We start from the raw sequence: 17,667 nt of genomic DNA on the forward strand, positions 1-17,667 counted from the left end.
CCCGATCGGGAGGCGGCCCTCGGCGTCTCCGGCTAGTGGCTGGCGACCTTGCGGTATTGCAGCAGCGCCGCGGGCATGGCGACGGCCAGGATGACCAGTGAGCAGATCACCGCGTAGAGCACGCAGTTGTCGGCGGGCCAGCCGGTGGGGGTGCCGAAGCTGGGTGGGGCGTCGTTGTCGAACAGCTTGCGGCCCGCCGCCGAGACCGCGGTGATCGGGTTCCATTCGGCGATGGTGCGCAGCGGCCCGGGCAGGGTCTGGGCGGAGATGAACGCCGAGGAGATGAACGACAGCGGGAACATCCAGATCAGGCCCGCGCTCTGGGCCACCTCGACCGTCGGCGAGATGAGGCCGGTGAGCGCGCCGACCCAGGACATGGCGAAGGCGAACAGCAGGATGATGCCGAAGGCCAGGGCCGCGTCGGCGATGCCGCCGTTGATCCGCCAGCCCACGATGTAGCCGCAGATCACCATCACGCCCAGGCTGAGGATGTTGACCACCAGGTCCGAGAGCGTGCGGCCCATGAGCACCGCCAGCCGCGACATCGGCAGTGTGCGCATCCGGTCGATGATGCCCTTCTGCAGGTCACCGGCCAGGCCGACGGTGGTGAAGGCGGCGTTGAAGGCGACCGTCTGGGTGAAGATGCCCGCCAGCAGGAACTCGCGGTACTGGTCGCCGCCGAGCGAGGCACCGAAGATATAGGCGAACAGGAACACGAACATCAGCGGCTGCACGGTGGCGGTGACCAGCAGGGTCGGTACGCGCAGGATGGTCAGCAGGTTGCGGTAGGCCACGATGCCGCTGTCGCGCAGGAAGCGGGCGCGCGGCTGCGCGTCGACGGGCACCGCCGGGCGCGGGGTGGGCTGCTGGATGGGCAGGTCGCGCGTTTCGTAGTCGTCGACCGCGAGGTCCGGGGCACTCACGACAGGATCTCCTCTTGCACATCGTCGGTTTCGGGTTCCGGGGCGGGCGCGGCCGGGGTTCCGGTGAGGGACAGGAACACGTCGTCGAGGGTGGGCCGCACGACGTTGGCGTCGAGCACGCAGACACCGGCGTCGTCGAGGCGGCGCAGCGCTTCGACCATGGTGCGCGAGCCGTTGCCGACCACCACCGAGACCTCGTCGGTGCCGGGTTCGTGGATCGGCTCGCCGACGCCCACCTGTTGCAGCACCGACACCGCGGGCCACGGGCTCTGCCCGGCGGCGAGGGTGACGGTGAGCCGGTCGCCGCCGATGGAGGTCTTCAGCTCGTCGGCCGAGCCGCGCGCGATCACCCCGCCCTTGTCGATCACGGTGATCCGGTCGGCGAGCAGGTCGGCTTCCTCGAGGTACTGGGTGGTGAGCAGCACCGTGGTGCCGTCGTCGACGAGGTCGCCGATCACCTTCCACATGTCCAGCCGGCCGCGCGGGTCCAGGCCGGTGGTCGGTTCGTCGAGCACCACCACCGGCGGCCGGGCCACCAGCGCGCCCGCGAGGTCCAGGCGCCGGGCCATGCCGCCGGAGTAGGTGCCCGCGCGCCTGCCCGCGGCGTAGTCCAGCCCGAACGCGGTGAGCAGTTCCTCCACCCTGGCCACCGCCTGCTTCTGCGACATGCCGTACAGGCGCGCCACCATGCGCAGGTTCTCGTAGCCGGTGAGGTTCGCGTCGACCGCCGCGTACTGGCCCGAGAGCCCGATGCGGGTGCGTGCGGTGGCCGGGTCGGCCAGCACGTCGACGCCGGCGACGCGGATGGAACCGGCGTCGGGTCGCAGCAGGGTGGTGACGATCCGCACGGTCGTCGTCTTGCCCGCGCCGTTGGGTCCCAACAGGCCCAGGACGGTCCCCGCCGGGATCTCCAGGTCGATCTCCTTCAGTACGCGCACCTTGCCGTAACTCTTGGCCAGGCCACGCACTTCTACCGCCAGACTCACGGACGCATCTCCTTCTGGCCGCCGCCGCACACGGTGATCTCGGGGACCGCGTCGAGGTGGCGATGCAGCACGGGGCCGATCGCCGCCAGCGATTCCGGAGTGGTCATCGCCGCGTGCCTGCAGGGCAGGTCGTGGTTGTGGATGTTGCCGGTGACGAACGGCTGCCAGGCCTCGGCGCAGCGGCCGGGGTCGGCGGCGTTGATCTCGTCCGCCGCGGCGGTGAAGAACAGCAGGTCGCCGTCGAACAGGCGCGGCCGGAACTTGTTGGCCATCACCGTGCCGTCGGCGTAACCGGTGTAGAGCCGCTGCAGGTTGTCCACCGAGAGCGCGGCGAACGGGCCCGGCTGGGACCGCAGCAGATCCGCCGCTTCGTGCAGATCCAGATCGGCGGGCAGGGGTGCCCCGTCGAGCAGATCGGCACCGAACTCGCCGAGGATGTCGGCCACGCTGGGCAGCGCGGTGTCGAGCCAGCGGTCGCCGAGCTGGTAGCTGTCGAGCATGGCCAGCAGCGCGACGTCCTCGCCCATCTCCTGCAGCTGGACCGCCACCTCCTGCGCGATCAGGCCACCGAGCGACCACCCGAGCAGGTGGTAGGGACCGTGCGGCTGGATCGACTTGATATGGGCGACATAGTGTCCCGCGGCCTCGGGGATCGAGGTGAAGCTGTCGTCGCCGGAGACGTGCGGGGCCTGCAGGCCGTAGAGCGGGCGCTGCGGGGCCAGGTGCGCGAGCAGGCCCGCGTAGCACCAGGACAGGCCGATCGCGGGGTGCACGCAGAACAGCGGAGTGTCGTGCGGGCCGGTCGACGGGCGCAACGGCAGCACCGGCCCGGTGGCCGCGGCCATCACCGCGGCCGCGTCGCCGGAGTCGAGCCGCTGCGCGATGCCCGCCGGGCTGGCATCGCCGAACATCATCTGCACCGGCATGTCGTAGCCCCGGTCTCGCAGCGCGGCAACGACCTTGGTGGCCAGCAGCGAGTTGCCGCCGAGTTCGAAGAACCCGTCCTCGGCACCCACCCGCTCGAGCCCGAGCACCTCGGCGAACACCGCGCACAGCGCCACCTCGGCGGGGGTGACCGGCGCGCGGTAGCCCTCGGTGGTGCTGAACACCGGCTCGGGCAGCCGGGCCCGGTCGAGCTTGCCGACCGGGTTGAGCGGCACCTCGTCGAGCAGCATGATCACCTGCGGGACCATGTAGTTGGGCACGTGCGCGCCCACGTGCTCGCTCAGCTCGGCCACGGTCGGCGCCGCACCGGCCCGCGCCTTGACATAGGACACCAGCGCGGTGACACCGGCGGCGGTCGTGTGCCCGATGGTGAGGGCGAACTCGACCTCGGGGTGCCTGCCGAACGCGACATCGATCTCGCCGAGTTCGATCCGGAAACCGCGCACCTTCACCTGGTGGTCGGTGCGCCCGACGTATTCCACCTCCAGCGCCGAACTCGCGCCCGCCCGCCAGCGCACCAGGTCACCGGTGCGGTACATGCGCTCGCCGGGGGCGCCGTACGGATCGGCGACGAAGCGCTGCGCGGTCAGGCCGGGCCGGTTGTGGTAGCCGCGGGCCAGCGCCGAACCGGCCAGCTGCAGCTCCCCGGTGACCCCGATCGGCGTCGGGTGCAGACGCCGGTCGAGCACGGTGGCCGCGACCCCGCGGATCGGGCCGCCGATGGTGATCGGCCCCTGCGGGCTCATCGGCTGCGGCATCAGCGTGACGATGGTCGTCTCGGTGGGGCCGTAGACGTTGTAGAAGTTGCGTCCCGGCGCCCAGCGGGCGAGCAGGTCCGGCGGTAGTGCCTCGCCGCCGACCAGCACGTGCGCGAGCGAGTGCACGCCCGCCGGGTCGACGGTGCCCAGCGCGGCGGTGGTGATGAACGCGTGGGTGATCCGCTCCCGGATGAACAACTGCCGCAGGTCCTCGCCACCGATCACCCCGGCCGGGGCGATCACCAGGGTCGCGGCGCCGCCCAGCGCGAAGAGGATGTCGAGCTGCGCGCCGTCGAAACTCGGGGTGGCGAAGTGCAGGATCCGGCTGCCCGGGCGCACGTCGTACCGGTCGGCGGTCTCGGCGGCGAAGTTCGACAGGCCGCCGTGGGTGACGACCACGCCCTTGGGCGTGCCGGTCGAGCCGGAGGTGTAGACGACGTAGGCCGGGTTGGCCAGGCGCAGCGGCCGGATCCGGTCGGCGTCGGTGATCGGTGAGTCGTCGGTGCCCAGGACGGTGGCCCGGGTGTGCGGGTCGTCGAGCACCAGCCAGCGGGTGTCACCGGGCAGCCGGTCGCGGTGCGCGAGCAGGGTGAGCCCGAGGGCCGCGCCGGAGTCGGTGAGCATGTGACTGATCCGCTGCGGCGGGTAGTTCGGGTCGACCGGCACGAACGCCCCGCCCGCCTTGGCGACCGCGAGCATGGTCGCCACCGATTCCACCGAACGCGGAATACCGAGGGCCACCAGGCTTTCCGGGCCGATGCCGTGGCCGATGAGCACCCGGGCCAGCCGGTTGGTCCACCGGTCGAGGGCATCGTAGGTGACCACGGTGTCGCCGGCGCTGAGCGCGACGCCGTCCCGCGAACGGGCGACCGCGGCGCCGAACACCACGGGCAGAGTGACCGGGCGGTCGGCCCTGGCGCCGTGGACCGGTGCCAGCGCGGTCCACTCGACGGCGTCGAGCAGGGCCAGGTCGCCGACGGCGGTGTTCGGGTCGGCGGCCACCGCGGTGAGCAGCCGCACCAGCCGGTCACCGAGCCTGCGGGCGGTGACCTCGTCGAACAGGTCGGCGGCGTAGTTCACCGACAGGGCGATGCCGTCACCGACGCGGTCGGCGGTCTGGGTCTCCTGGAAGGTGAACTGCAGGTCGAACTTGGCGATGCCGGCGTCGGTGTCGACCGCCTCGATCCGCAGGCCGGGCAGCTCCAGCATCCGCACCGGGGTGTTGCGGACCGAGAGCATCACCTGGAACAGCGGGTGATGCGCCTGCGACCGGGCCGGATTGAGGACCTCGACGAGCCGTTCGAAGGGCAGATCGGCGTGCGCGAACGCGTCGAGATCACCGTCGCGCACGGTGCGCAGCAGCTCGACGAAGGCCTGGTCGTCGGCGACTTCGGTGCGCAGGACCAGCGTGTTGACGAACATGCCGATCATCGCGTCGAGCGCGGGATGGCCGCGGCCCGCGCTCGCGGTGCCCACCGCGATGTCGTCGGTGCCGGTGACCCGGTGCAGCAGCACCGCGAGCGCGGCGTGCAGCACCATGAACATGCTGACGTTGTTGGCGGTGGCGATGCTGCGCAGCGCGCGGTGGGTGGCCGCGTCGACCGCGCAGTCCACGGTGCCGCCCCGGTAGGAGGGCACCGGCGGGCGGGATCGGTCGGCGGGCACGGAGAGCAGTTCGGGCAGGCCGTCGAGCACGCCGCGCCAGTGCGCGAGCTGCTTGCTGATCAGCGCGTCCGGGTCGTCCTCGGTGCCGAGCAGCTCGTTCTGCCACAGCGTGTAGTCGGCGTACTGGATCTCCGGGATCTCCGCGCCGAACGGTTCGCCCGCCCGGATGCCGCGGTAGGCCGCGGCCACCTCGGCCGCCAGCGGTTCCAGCGACCAGCCGTCCATCGCGATGTGGTGCACGACCAGCACCAGCACGTGCTCCTTGGACCCGGCCACGGCCAGCTTGGCCTGGGCGGGCACCGGCAGCCCGGTGTGGTCGACGGTGATCAGCGCCGCGCGCATCGGGACCGCCGACGCCAGATCGAAACCGGGCGTGGCGAACCGGGTGACGGCACTGTCGACTTCGTGCGGTGCCGCCGTGGCGTGGAACAGGGTCACCGCGGCGATCTCCGGATCGAGCACCAGCTGCTCCGGCTCGCCGGCGTTCTCCGGGAACACCGTGCGCAGCGTCTCGTGCCGTCGTTGCACCGTGTGCAAAGCGGCGATGAGTGCGTCGAGATCGACAGTGCCGTGCAGGCGCAGCACGACCGGGATGTTGTAGGCGCCCACCGACTGGCTCTCGCCCCCCGCACCGGCGTTGAACCGGTTGAGGAACCACAGCCGGTGCTGGGCGGCCGACAGCGGAATCCGTTCCGGACGCGACCGCCGCACCAGTTCGGGGCGGCCGTCGTCGCCGGAGGGACCGGACTCGATCAGCGCGGCCAGTTCGGCGACGGTGGGCGCGGCGAACACCGTGCGCACCTCGAGCCGCACATTGCTGGCCGCGGCCAGCCTGGCCACCAGCTGAGTGGCCAGCAGCGAGTTGCCGCCGACGTCGAAGAAGCTGTCGGTGGCCGAGACCTCGGTGACGCCGACCAGCTCACCGATCACCCGGGCGACCAGCCGCTCCGATTCCGTGCGCGGGGCCCGGCCCGCGGCGGTGGTGAACTCCGGCTCGGGCAGCGCGCCGCGGTCCAGTTTGCCGACCGGTGTCAGTGGCACCCGGTCCAGCAGCGTCAGCGCGGCGGGCACCATGTGCCCGGCCAGCCGCGCCGCCGCGTGGCCGCGCACGGCGGCCAGCTCGGCCGGATCGGTGCCCTCGGCGAGCTGGACCCAGGCCACGATCCGGTCGTCGCCGGCGATCGTGCGCACCTCGGTATGGGCGAAGCGGACGTCCGGGTGGCTGCCGAGCACGGCGCTGATCTCGCCGAGCTCGATGCGGAATCCACGCACCTTCACCTGGTGGTCGCTGCGGCCGAGGTAGTCCAGCTCGCCCGCGGGCGTCCAGCGCACGACATCGCCGGTGCGGTACATGCGGCTGCCCGCCGGGCCGAACGGATCGGCGACGAACCGTCCCGCGGTGAGGCCGAGACGCCGGTGATACCCCTGGGCGATCCCCGCACCGCCGATGTAGAGCTCGCCGGGCACCCCGACGACGACCGGTCGCAGCCGCTCGTCGAGGACCAGCGCGCGCGAGCCGCGCACCGGCGTGCCGATGGTCACCGGAACACCCACGCGCAGTTCGGACATGGCGGCGATGACGGTGAACTCGGTGGGCCCGTAGGCGTTGACGAACCGCCGTCCCGGCGCCCAGTTCTCCACCAGGTCCGGCGGCACCGCCTCGCCACCGGCCATCAGCCCGCGCAGGTGCGGCAGCGGCCAGCGCTGGGCGTCGATCGAGGCCAGCACGGCGGGGGTGAGGAAGGTGTGGGTCACGTGCTCGCGCTCGAGCAGCGCGCCGAGTTCGTCGCCGCCGTAGATGTCGATCGGGCCGATCACCATCTCGGCGCCGGAGTAGACCGCGAGCAGCATGTCCAGCACCGAGACGTCGAAGCTCGGGGTGGAGAAGAAGAACGTCTTGGAGAAACGGTCCAGGCCCATGCGTTCGCGCAGGTCCACCGCCAGGCTCACCAGACCGCCGTGGGTGACGGTGACGCCCTTGGGCAGACCGGTGGAACCGGAGGTGTAGATCTGATACGCCAGATCGGCCGGTCGCACCGGGCGGACCCGCTCGGCGTCGGTGATCGGCGCGCCTGGGTATCCGGCCAGCTCGGTGTGCAGGGTCTCGTCGTCCATGAGCAGCCACTGCGTGTCCAGCGGCCCGGCGGCCTCGCGCAGCGCCTCGGCGTCGGCGCTGCTGGTGAGCACCGCCCGGGCACCGGAGTCGGTGAGCATGTGGCGCACCCGGTCGGCCGGGTAGCGCGGGTCGACCGGCACGAACGCGGCACCGCTGGAGGCCACCCCGAAGATCGCCAGCGCGCAGTCCAGCGAACGGGTGAGCCCGACCGCCACGCGGTCGCCGGTGCCGATGCCCCGCGCGATCAGCGCCCGGCCGAGCCGGTGTGCCCGGTGGGCGACGTCGGCGTAGTCGAGTTCGCCGATCTCCCCGGCGACGCTGCCCCCGGCGAACCAGCGCAGCGCGGGCCGGTCCGGGAAGAGCGTGGCGGCGCGTTCGACGATGTCGGACAACACCATCGGGGTCACCATGGCGGGTCCCTGCGCGGGCACCAGGGTGCGGTGCTCGGTGACGGTGAGCGGATCGAGTTCGCGCACCAGCTGCCGCGGGTCGGCGGTCACCTGGGTGAGGATCTGCACGAACCGTTCGGCCAGCGTCTGGATCGTCGACTCGTCGAAAAGCTCGGCGGCGTAGACGAATTCGTAGCGACGCTCGTCGGTGCCGGGCGCGACGCGCAGTTCCAGGTCGAACTTGGCGCGGGCGATGTCGAGTTCCTCGGCGCTCAGGCGCAGACCGGGCAGCTCCAGTTCCGGTGTCCGGTCGTCCTGCATGCTCAGCGCGACCTGGAACAGCGGATGCCGGTTGCTGGCCCTGCTGTCGCGACCGAGCGCGTCGACGACCCGCTCGAACGGCAGATCGGCGTTGGCCAGCGCGGCCAGTTCGGTGTCGCGGTCGGTGTGCAGCAGGTCGGCGAAACTGCGGTCGGGGTCGACGTCGGAACGCAGCACCAGGGTGTTGACGAACATGCCGACCAGCTCGTCGAGCTGGACGTCGGTGCGCCCGGCCACCGGGGTTCCGATCGGGATGTCGCGCCCGCCGGTGACCCCGCGCAGCAGCACCGCCAGCGCCGAGCGCACCACCATGAACAGGCTCACGCCCGTACGGGAGGCCAGTTCCGCCATGGCGTCCTGCAGGGGTGCCGACACCGCGCAGGTGACGGTGCCCGCCTCGCCGACCGGCTCGGCCGGACGCGGCCGGTCGAAGGGGAGCGGCAGCTCGTCGGGCAGTTCGGCCAGCGCCTCGCGCCAGTACGCGGCCTGGGTGGCGGCGATGCTCTCCGGGTCGTCCTCGGCACCGAGCACGGCCCGCTGCCACAGGCTGAAGTCCGCGTACTGCACCGGCAGCGGCTCGCGCAGCGGGGCCGAGCCCGCGGCCCTGGCGACATAGGACACCGCCAGATCGCGGGTGAGCGGGCCGAGCGACCAACCGTCGGCGGCGATGTGGTGCACGACCACGCCGAGCAGGTGTTCGTCGGCGGCGGTGCGCTGCAACGAGATCCGCAGCGGGGTCTGGCGGGTGAGGTCGAACCCGGTGCGCGCCAGGGTGGTCAACGCCGCCCGCGCGCCTTCGTCGTCGGTGTCGACGGCCTCGACGGTCGGTACCGCCTGAGCCAGCGGCAGGACCACCTGCTGGGCGCCGGACAGGTCCTCGGGGAACACCGTGCGCAACACCTCGTGCCGGGCCACCAGGTCGGTGAGCGCGGCGCGCAGGGCGCCGATGTCCAGATCTCCGCCGATTCGCAAGACGAATGCGATGTTGTAGGCGCTGGATTCGGGAGACAATCGGTTGAGGAACCACAGCCGCTGCTGCGGCAGCGACAGTGGTATGCGTCCCGGGCGCGGGGTGTGTACCGCCAGCGCCACCCGCTGCGTCCGGGGCGCTTCCGCGATCAGCCCGGCGATGCCCGCGACGGTGGGCGCGTCGAAGATCTGGCGCACCGGCAGGTCCACCTCGAAATCCGCGTGCAGGGCCGCGGCGAGCCGGGTGGCCAGCAGCGAGTTGCCGCCGATGTCGAAGAAGCTGTCCTCGGCGCCGGGGACGGGCCGTCCGAGCACCTCGGTGAACACCGCGGCGACCCGCATCTCCAGGTGGGTGCGCGGGGCACGCGAGCCACCGGCGGCGGCGAATTCCGGTGCGGGCAGGGCCTTGCGGTCCAGTTTGCCCGCGGGAGTCACCGGCATCCGGTCGAGCACCGTCAGCGCGGCGGGCACCATGTACCCGGGCAGGCTGCCCCGGGCGGTGTCGAGCACCGCGGCGGGGTCGACCGGGCCGTCGACGGTGACATAGGAGGCCAGCCGCTGCTGGCCCTGCTCGTCGACGTGCACCAGCGTCAGCGCCGAACGCACCCCCGGGTGCTCGCGCAGGACGTGGTCGATCTCGCGCAGTTCGACGCGGAAGCCGCGGATCTTGATCTGGTCGTCGGCGCGGCCGAGGAAACGCAGCCGCCCGATGCTGTCGGCGACCACCAGGTCACCGGTGCGATACATCCGCTCCCCCACCCGTCCGTGCGGATTGGCGACGAAGCGCTGCGCGGTGAGCGCGAGCTTGCCCAGGTAGCCGCGCGCCAGACCGGGCCCGGAGACGTACAGCTCGCCCGGCGTGCCCGGCGGCACCGGGTGCAGCCGCGCGTCGAGCACGAACAGCCGCATCCCGCGCACCGGACCGCCGAGCGGCACCGGCTCCCCCGGCACCATGGCCGTGCTGGCGGTGACGGCCACGGTCGCCTCCGACGGGCCGTACATGTTGTGCATCCGGTAGCGGCCAGCCCAGGTGGCGACGAGCTCGTCGGAGCACGCCTCACCACCGACGATCACCGTGCCCAGCTCGGGGAAGTCCCCGGCGGGCACGGTAGCCAGCGCGGCCGGGGTGATGAAGGCGTGGGTGATGTGCTCCGAGCGCAGGAACGCGGCCAGCTCCGCCCCGCCGTAGAGGTCGGCGGGGGCGACCACCAGGGTGGCGCCCGCGGCGAAACCGAGCAGCAGTTCCAGGACCGAGGCGTCGAAACTGGGTGAGGAGAAGTGCATGGTGCGCGAGGCGTCGCTCACCTTGAACAGCTGGGTCTGCTCGCTGGCCAGCGACGCGATGCCCGCGTGGGTCACCACGACGGCCTTGGGCGTGCCGGTCGAGCCCGAGGTGTAGATGAGGTAGGCGGGCTGGCCCGGCCGCATCGGATACCTGCGGTCGGCGTCGGTCACCGGGCCCGCCGCGCGGCTCGCGCAGTCGGCCTCGAAGTCGGCGGTGCCGAAGACCAGCCATTCCGGGGCGCGGCGATGCTTGCCGGTGGTGGTGGGCAGGGCGGCGAGGTGCTCGGGCAGGGTGAGCCCGAGCACCGCGCCGGAATCGCCGATCATGTGCGCGATGCGTTCGGCCGGGTAGGCCGGGTCCACGGGCACGTAGGCGGCGCCGGTCTTGGCGACCGCCCAGATGGCGACGATCGATTCGAGGCTGCGCGGCAGGGCCACCGCGATCACGGCCTCGGGGCCCGCACCGTGCGCGATCAGGCTGCGCGCCAGCCGGTTCGAGCGTTCGTCGAGTTCCCGGTAGGTGGTGTCGAAGCCGAGGTAGCGCACGGCGACGGCGTCGGCGAGGCGCTGGGCGGTGTCGCCGAACAGCCGCGCCAGGGTGCCCGCCGGCTCCGCGGGGGCGCCGGCGATGGGAACCAGCCGCGCGATCTCGCGGCGGTCGAGCAGGTCGAGATCACCGATCGGGGTGGTCGGGTCGGCGATCACCGCGGCCAGCAGGGCGGTGAACCGCCGGGCGATCGACTCCACCGTGCCACGGTCGAAAACATCGGTGGCGAAGCCGAATTCGGCTTCCAGCGGTCCGTCGTCGTGGTTGTCGCGTACCTCGAGTTGCAGGTCGAACTTGGCGACGCCGGTCTCGAGCGGGACGAGTTCGGCGGCCACGCCGGGCAGCTCGATGCGCAGTTCGGGGGTGCGGTCGTAGGACAGCATCACCTGGAACAGCGGGTGCCGGGCGGTGGAGCGCTCCGGGTTCACCAGTTCGACGAGCCGCTCGAACGGCACGTCGGGGTTGGCGAAGGCGTCCAGATCGGTGTCGCGGACCTGGGCCAGCACGCGGTCGAAGCCCGCGGCCGGATCGAGTTCGGTGCGCAGGACCAGGGTGTTGACGAACATGCCGACCAGCTCGTCGAGCGCCGGATCGGACCGGCCCGCGATCGGCGTACCGACGGTGACGTCGGTGCTCGCGCACAGCCGCGACAGCAGGGTGGCCAGCGCGGCGTGCAGCACCATGAACATGCTGACCCCGTGTGCGGTGGCGAGATCGGCTGCCGCGCGCCGGATCTCGGCGTCGAGGGTGAAGGCGACGGTGTCGCCGCCGGTGTCGCGTTGCAGCGGCCGCGGGCGGTCCAGGGGCAGGTCGAGCTGATCGGGCAGGCCGGCCAGCGCCTGGCGCCAGTGCCCGAGCTGCTTGCCCAGCGGGGCCTCGGGATCGGTTTCCGCGCCGAGCAGTTCGCGCTGCCACAGTGCGAAGTCGGCGTACTGCACGGGCAGCGGCGTCCACTGCGGTGCGGTGCCGCCCGCCCTGGCGCCGACCGCCACCATCAGATCGCGCGCGAGCGGGGCGACCGACCAGCCGTCACCGCTGATGTGGTGCAGCACCACCAGCAGCAGGTGATCGTCGGTGCCCACCCGGTACAGCGCCACCCGCAGCGGGGTCTCGGTGCGCAGGTCGAAGCCGCGACCGGCGACCTCGGCCGCGAGGGTGGGCACGTCGGCGGCGATCGCGTCGACGGGCTCGAGGTCGATGGCCACGGCGGGCTGGATCAGCTGATAGGGGCCCTCCGGCCCTTCGGGGAAGCTGGTGCGCAGGCTCTCGTGCCGGTCGAGCACGTCGCGCAACCCGGCGCGCAGGGCACCCAGATCCAGCGGTCCGGTCAGCCGCAGGGCCAGCGGCATGTTGTAGGCGGCGGCGTGTTCGGCGAAGCGGTTGAGGATCCACAGCCGCTGCTGGGCCAGCGAGAGCGGCACGCGCTCGGGCCGGTGCACCGGAACCAGTTTGGGCGTGGAGGTTTCGGGCCGGTGGGTGCTGATGTAGGCGGCCAGGGTGGCGATGGTGGACGCCTCGAACAGGTGACGGATGGTCAGGTCGGCGTCGAGGGTGGTGTTGATCCGGGCCACCGCGCGCGCGGCGACCAGCGAGTTGCCGCCGAGGTCGAAGAAGCTGTCCTCCACCCCGATCTCGGTGCCGTCCAGGGCGAGGACCTCGGTGAAGATCTCGGCCAGCGCGCATTCCAGTTCGGTCTGCGGCGCGGCGGCACCGGTGGTGAGCCGCACTCCGGAGGCCGGCGCGGGCAGCGCCTTGCGGTCGACCTTGCCGTTGGCGCTCAGCGGCAGTTCGTCGAGGACGACCAGCGCGGAGGGCACCATGTAGGACGGCAGCCCACGCCGCAGTCCCGACAGCAGCGCGGTGACATCGGGCGCCGGGGCACCCGTGGCCGCGACGACGTAGGCCACCAGCTCGTCTTCGCCGGTGCGGCTCGCCCTGGCCACGCAGACCGCGCGAGCGATTCCGTCCCGGGCGAGCAGCGCGGATTCGATCTCGCCGAGCTCGATGCGCAGGCCGCGGATCTTGACCTGGAAGTCGGTGCGCCCCAGGTACTCCAGCACACCGGTCTCGACCTGCCATCGAGCCAGGTCACCGGTGCGGTACATCCGGGTGCCGGGGGTGAACGGGTTGGCGACGAACCGGTCGGCGGTGAGGTCGGGGCGGCCGAGGTAGCCGCGGGCCAGCTGGACGCCGGCCAGGTACAGCTCACCGACCACCCCGGGCGGCACCGGCCGCAGGTGCGCGTCGAGCACGTAGGTCTGGGTGTTCCAGACCGGCGAGCCGATCGGCACCGTGCTCGCCTCGGCCGGACACGGCCAGTAGGTGACGTCCACCGCGGCCTCGGTGGGCCCGTAGAGGTTGTGCAGCTCCGGACCACCGAGGGGGCCGTGCAGGGCGGCGTGGAAATCGGCGACGGTGGCGCCGGGCAGCGCCTCGCCACTGCAGAACACCCGCCGCAGTCCGGCCCCGCCGCGCACGCGCGGATCGGTGACGAACAGCGACAGCATCGACGGCACGAAATGCGCTGTGGTGACGGACTTCTCGGTGATGATGCGGGCCAGGTAGGCCGGGTCGCGGTGCCCGTCGGGCGCGGCGACGACGAGCCGGGCACCCACCTGCAGCGGCCAGAAGAACTCCCACACCGACACGTCGAAGGTCGCCGGGGTCTTCTGCAGCACCGCGTCGGTGTGGTCGAGGGTGTACTCGGCCTGCATCCAGCGCAGCCGGTTCACGATCGCGGCGTGGGTGATGCCGACGCCCTTGGGCCTGCCGGTGGAGCCGGAGGTGAAGATGACGTAGGCGAGCTGGTCGGCCCGCAGCGGCGCGCGGCGGTCGGCGTCGGTGATCGGGGCGATGCTGTGGCCGGTGACGTCGAGGGTGTCCAGATCCAGGCGCACCGTCCCGGTGGGCAGCGACACCCCGTCGCGGGCGGCGGTCAGCACGAACACCGGACGGGCCTGGGTGAGAACGGCGTCGATGCGGTCGACCGGGTGTTCGGGGTCCAGTGGCAGGTAGGCGGCGCCGGTCGCCAGCACCGCGTACATGCCGATCACCATCTCGATACTGCGGTGCAGGCACAGCCCGACCGTGGTCTCCGGTCCGGCGCCGCGGGCGACGAGCTCGCGGGCCAGCTGGTTCACCCGGTCGCCGAATTCGGTGTATCCGATGGCGCGGTCACCGAATTCGAGCGCGACGGCGTGCGGGCTGCGGCGGACCTGGTCCTCGAACAGCGAGACGAGGGTGGCGGGCGGCACCGGCATCTCGGTGGCGTTCCAGGTACGCAGCACCGTGGTCTGCTCGGCGGCGGTGATCGCGGTCAGCGCCTGTGCCGGGGTGCCCGGGTCGGCGGCCAGGAAGCGGGCCAGGAAGTCCAGGTACCGGCCGTGGTGGGCGGCGACCTCGGCTTCGCCGTAGAGCCGGGGGTTGGCTTCGAAGTCGAGCTGGATGCGGCCGCCGTCGCCGTTGTAGATGTTGATCGACAGGTCCTCGACCGGACCGGTGGCGAGCACGTGAAGCTGACCGGCGATGTCGTCGAACTTCAGCTCGTCGTGGAAGAGCATGATGTTGACCATCGGGCCGAAGAATCCGCGGGCGTCCCGCGAGTAGCCGCAGTCGCGGCGGATGTCGTCGGAGCGGTAGCGCTGGTGGCGCAGCGCGCCGGTGATCTGCAGTTCGGTCTGGCGCACCACGTCGGCGACGGTGGTGTGCTCGTCGAAACGCACCCGCAGCGGCACCACGTTCGACACCACGCCCGCCGAGCGGCGCAGCGCGACCGTCGTGCGCGCGGAGACCGGCAGGCTCAGCACCACGTCGGGATCGCCGGTGACCGAGCGGACGTAGGCGGCCAGCGCGGCGACGATGAGCGCGGAGTTGGCCGAGCTGTGCGTGGCGATCGCGTCGGTGAGCAGGGTGTCGACCTCGGGCGCGAGCACCGCGGTGGCCCGGTGCCTGCCCGGATCGTGGGTGTCGCCCGCGGCGGTGACCGAGGACAGCGTCATCGGCTCGCCGACCCCGGCGAGCTGCTCCATCCAGTATTCCCGATCCGCGCGGAAGCGGCTCGACTCGCGGTAGCGGGACTCGTCGGCGTAGAGATCCACCAGCGCGGCGGCCCGGGACACGGACGGTTCCCGCTGTTCGCCGACGGCGGTGTAGATCTCGGCGGTGCGGGTGAGCGCGTTCATCGCACCGTAACCGTCGATCACGATGTGGTGACCACGTTCGTACCAGAACCAGTCCTCGTCACCGACCCGCAACACGACATTGATGGTGAGCGGTTCACGCTCCATGTCGATGGGGGTGCTGGCGTGATCGTTCATCCAGCGCAGTGCGGCGGCCCGGGGGTCGGGTTCGCCGCGAAGGTCGATCCGAGCCCAGCCGGGCCGCCAGGAGGGGTCGACCCGCTGATGGGGTACCCCGTCGACCTCGAGTAGGCGGACGTGTCCGACCTGGGATTCGGCACCGTAGCGCTCCACGGCGTAGAGCAGCCTGCCGACGTCGAGAGCGCCGTGCAGTTCGACGTAGTGGGCGATGGTGAGCGGGATGTCGGGCCTGATCCGTTGCGCGTACCAGAGCGCCGTCTGGCCGGGTGAGAGGGCGAACGGTTGGCCGACATCCCCGTCGGTGACGCATGAGCTGACGCGGTCGGTGGCCACTGAACTCATCAAGCACTCCGTTCTGCCTTGTGTCACGACTCCCCGAGCAGCGCCCGGGCACAAGAGGGCCCAGGGCGTGGCTTTCCACGCCCATGATTCGGAGTACTCCGGCAGCCGGATGGCTACCGATGTGGATTTATTTCGAGCTCAACGGATTACACCCCTACAGCGGCGACTTTCGCCCGCTTCCCCCGGGTTGAAACAAACCGCTTATTCAGAATTGTCCGAACTCCGAGCATCTCGCGTCGGATTCGCTCGGCGGCGACGGAAAAACACCAGTCCGACGCCGATCGCGCACAGGATAACGGAAGCCAGTTCCGGGGCTGGGCCGATTCGCGAAGCGATTGTCGACGTGTCGCGCAACGGTAGGCTCGCCACCAGAGCGGCCGGGACCACCTGCGCGCTCTGCTGGGCGAGCGCGCCGTCGGCGGTGATGATCCCGCTGACGCCGGTGGTCGCCGCGACCACCAGGGCCCGGCCGTGTTCGACCGCCCGCACCCGCGACATCGCCAATTGCTGGTAGGTCATTTCGCTCTCGCCGAAGGTGGCGTTGTTGGTCGGCACGGTCAGCAGTTGCGCACCCGATGCCAGAGATTCCCGGAATGCCCGATCGAAGGCGACTTCGTAACAGGTGGCCACACCGATCGGAATCCCAGCGGCCGTGACCGTTCCGTCACCTGTTCCCGGAACGAAATATCCGGCGCGGTCGGCATAGGAAGAGAACAAACGGAAGAAACCTCGCATCGGCAGGTATTCGCCGAAGGGCTGGATGATCTTCTTGTCGTGCCGCTCCCCCGGTCCCTGGGCGCCGTTCCAGACGATCACCGAGTTGGTGGTGGTGCGGTCACCGTTCACCAGGACCGCGCCCACCAGGATCGGGGCGCCGATCCGGAGGGAGGCGCGGGTGATGAGGGCGGCGGCGTCGGCATTGCGCAGCGGGTCGATGTCGGAGGAGTTCTCCGGCCAGATGACGACGTCGGGGCGCGGGGCGCTGCCACGGGCGACCTCGTCGGCGAGTTCCTCGGTGCGGCGCACGTGATTGTCGAGGACGGCGCGGCGCTGGGCGTTGAAGTCCAGGCCGAGGCGCGGGACGCTGCCCTGGATGGCGGCCACCGTGACCGACCGATGGCCCGCGTCCGGGGCGGGCAGCGTCGGCCGCAGGAGCACGCCGGCCAGTGGCATGACCGCCACGGCGATCAGTGCCGTGGCGAATCCGCGGCGTACCGCCCGGTCGGCGGTGCGGGGTGCCGGGGTGCGCAGCCACGCCCGCACGCGCAGCGCCAGCGCGGCCAGGCCGGTGCCGGTCAGGGCGACGGCGAACCCGATCAGGGGTGCGCCACCGTAGGCGGCCAGTGGCAGGTACCAGCCGTCGGCCTGGCCGAAAGCGACCCGCCCCCACGGGAATCCGCCGAACGGGACGTTCGACCTGGCCCATTCGGCGGTGGTCCAGGCCAGCGCGAGCCAGACCGGCCAGCCGGGCAGCGCGCTCAGCCACCGGGCCAGCACACCCCACAGCCCGAAGAAGACGGCGCAGGCCGTCGACAGCGCCAGCCACGGCACCGGCCCCACGTAGATGCCGGTCCACGGCAGCAGCGGGAGGAAGAAGGCCAGTCCGCCGAGGAATCCGTACCCGAAGCCGCCACGCAGCGTGCCGGGGCCGCGCACCGCGAGGGTGAGCAGGGCGATGGCGACCGGCGCCAGGAACCACCACGGGCGCGGTGGGAAGCTGCCGTACAGCAGCAGCCCGCCCACCACGGCGGTGAGTACGCGCAGCGACAGCGCCCGATTCCACCGACCGCCCAGGCCCGAACGCCGGTCCCCGGCCGCCGGATCGTCGGCGGACTCGGTACGCTCCGCGTCCGAGCGCGTCGCCTCCGCGGCTCCGCTCGCCGACGAGGAGTCATGCGGCCCCGTCGCGATCGGGCCGAGGGACTCGGCATCGCGCCCACCTGGCTCCTCGGCAGCACCCTGGGCCGTGGACGAGACGCGCTGACCCACCGACTCGCCCGGGGCGGAGGTCTGCCGGGGGCCCGGGTGCGGGGTTTCGGGCTCGCCCGGTGTACCGGCCGCGGCGTCGGGGCGGTGGCCGGTGGCGGGGTCGATCATGGTGTG

General features: G+C 71.9%; 4 protein-coding genes. All 4 read right to left on the minus strand.

Annotated elements, in window-relative coordinates; translation table 11 throughout:
- Positions 1-32: 32 nt before the first annotated feature.
- The 4 genes from ACWEMY_RS23060 to lnt all read right to left on the minus strand — a co-directional run bounded on the left by ACWEMY_RS23060 (position 33) and on the right by lnt (position 17,661).
- Complete coding sequence (locus tag ACWEMY_RS23060) at positions 33-812, minus strand: ABC transporter permease (protein ID WP_375935213.1); 780 nt, start codon at positions 810-812, stop codon at positions 33-35.
- A gap of 107 nt (positions 813-919) precedes the next feature.
- Complete coding sequence (locus ACWEMY_RS23065; protein WP_375928073.1) at positions 920-1,909, minus strand: ATP-binding cassette domain-containing protein; 990 nt, start codon at positions 1,907-1,909, stop codon at positions 920-922.
- Positions 1,906-15,564 (minus strand): amino acid adenylation domain-containing protein, encoded by a 13,659-nt coding sequence (locus tag ACWEMY_RS23070; RefSeq protein WP_452391686.1) that lies wholly within the window; start codon positions 15,562-15,564, stop codon positions 1,906-1,908. Before ACWEMY_RS23070 ends, ACWEMY_RS23065 begins: the two co-directional genes overlap by 4 nt.
- A 201-nt stretch (positions 15,565-15,765) precedes the next feature.
- On the minus strand, positions 15,766-17,661 hold the full coding sequence (gene lnt / locus ACWEMY_RS23075; protein ID WP_452391687.1) for an apolipoprotein N-acyltransferase: 1,896 nt from the start codon (positions 17,659-17,661) through the stop codon (positions 15,766-15,768).
- Between the last annotated feature and the right edge of the window lie 6 nt (positions 17,662-17,667).

The organism is Nocardia sp. NPDC004415, from assembly GCF_053602435.1.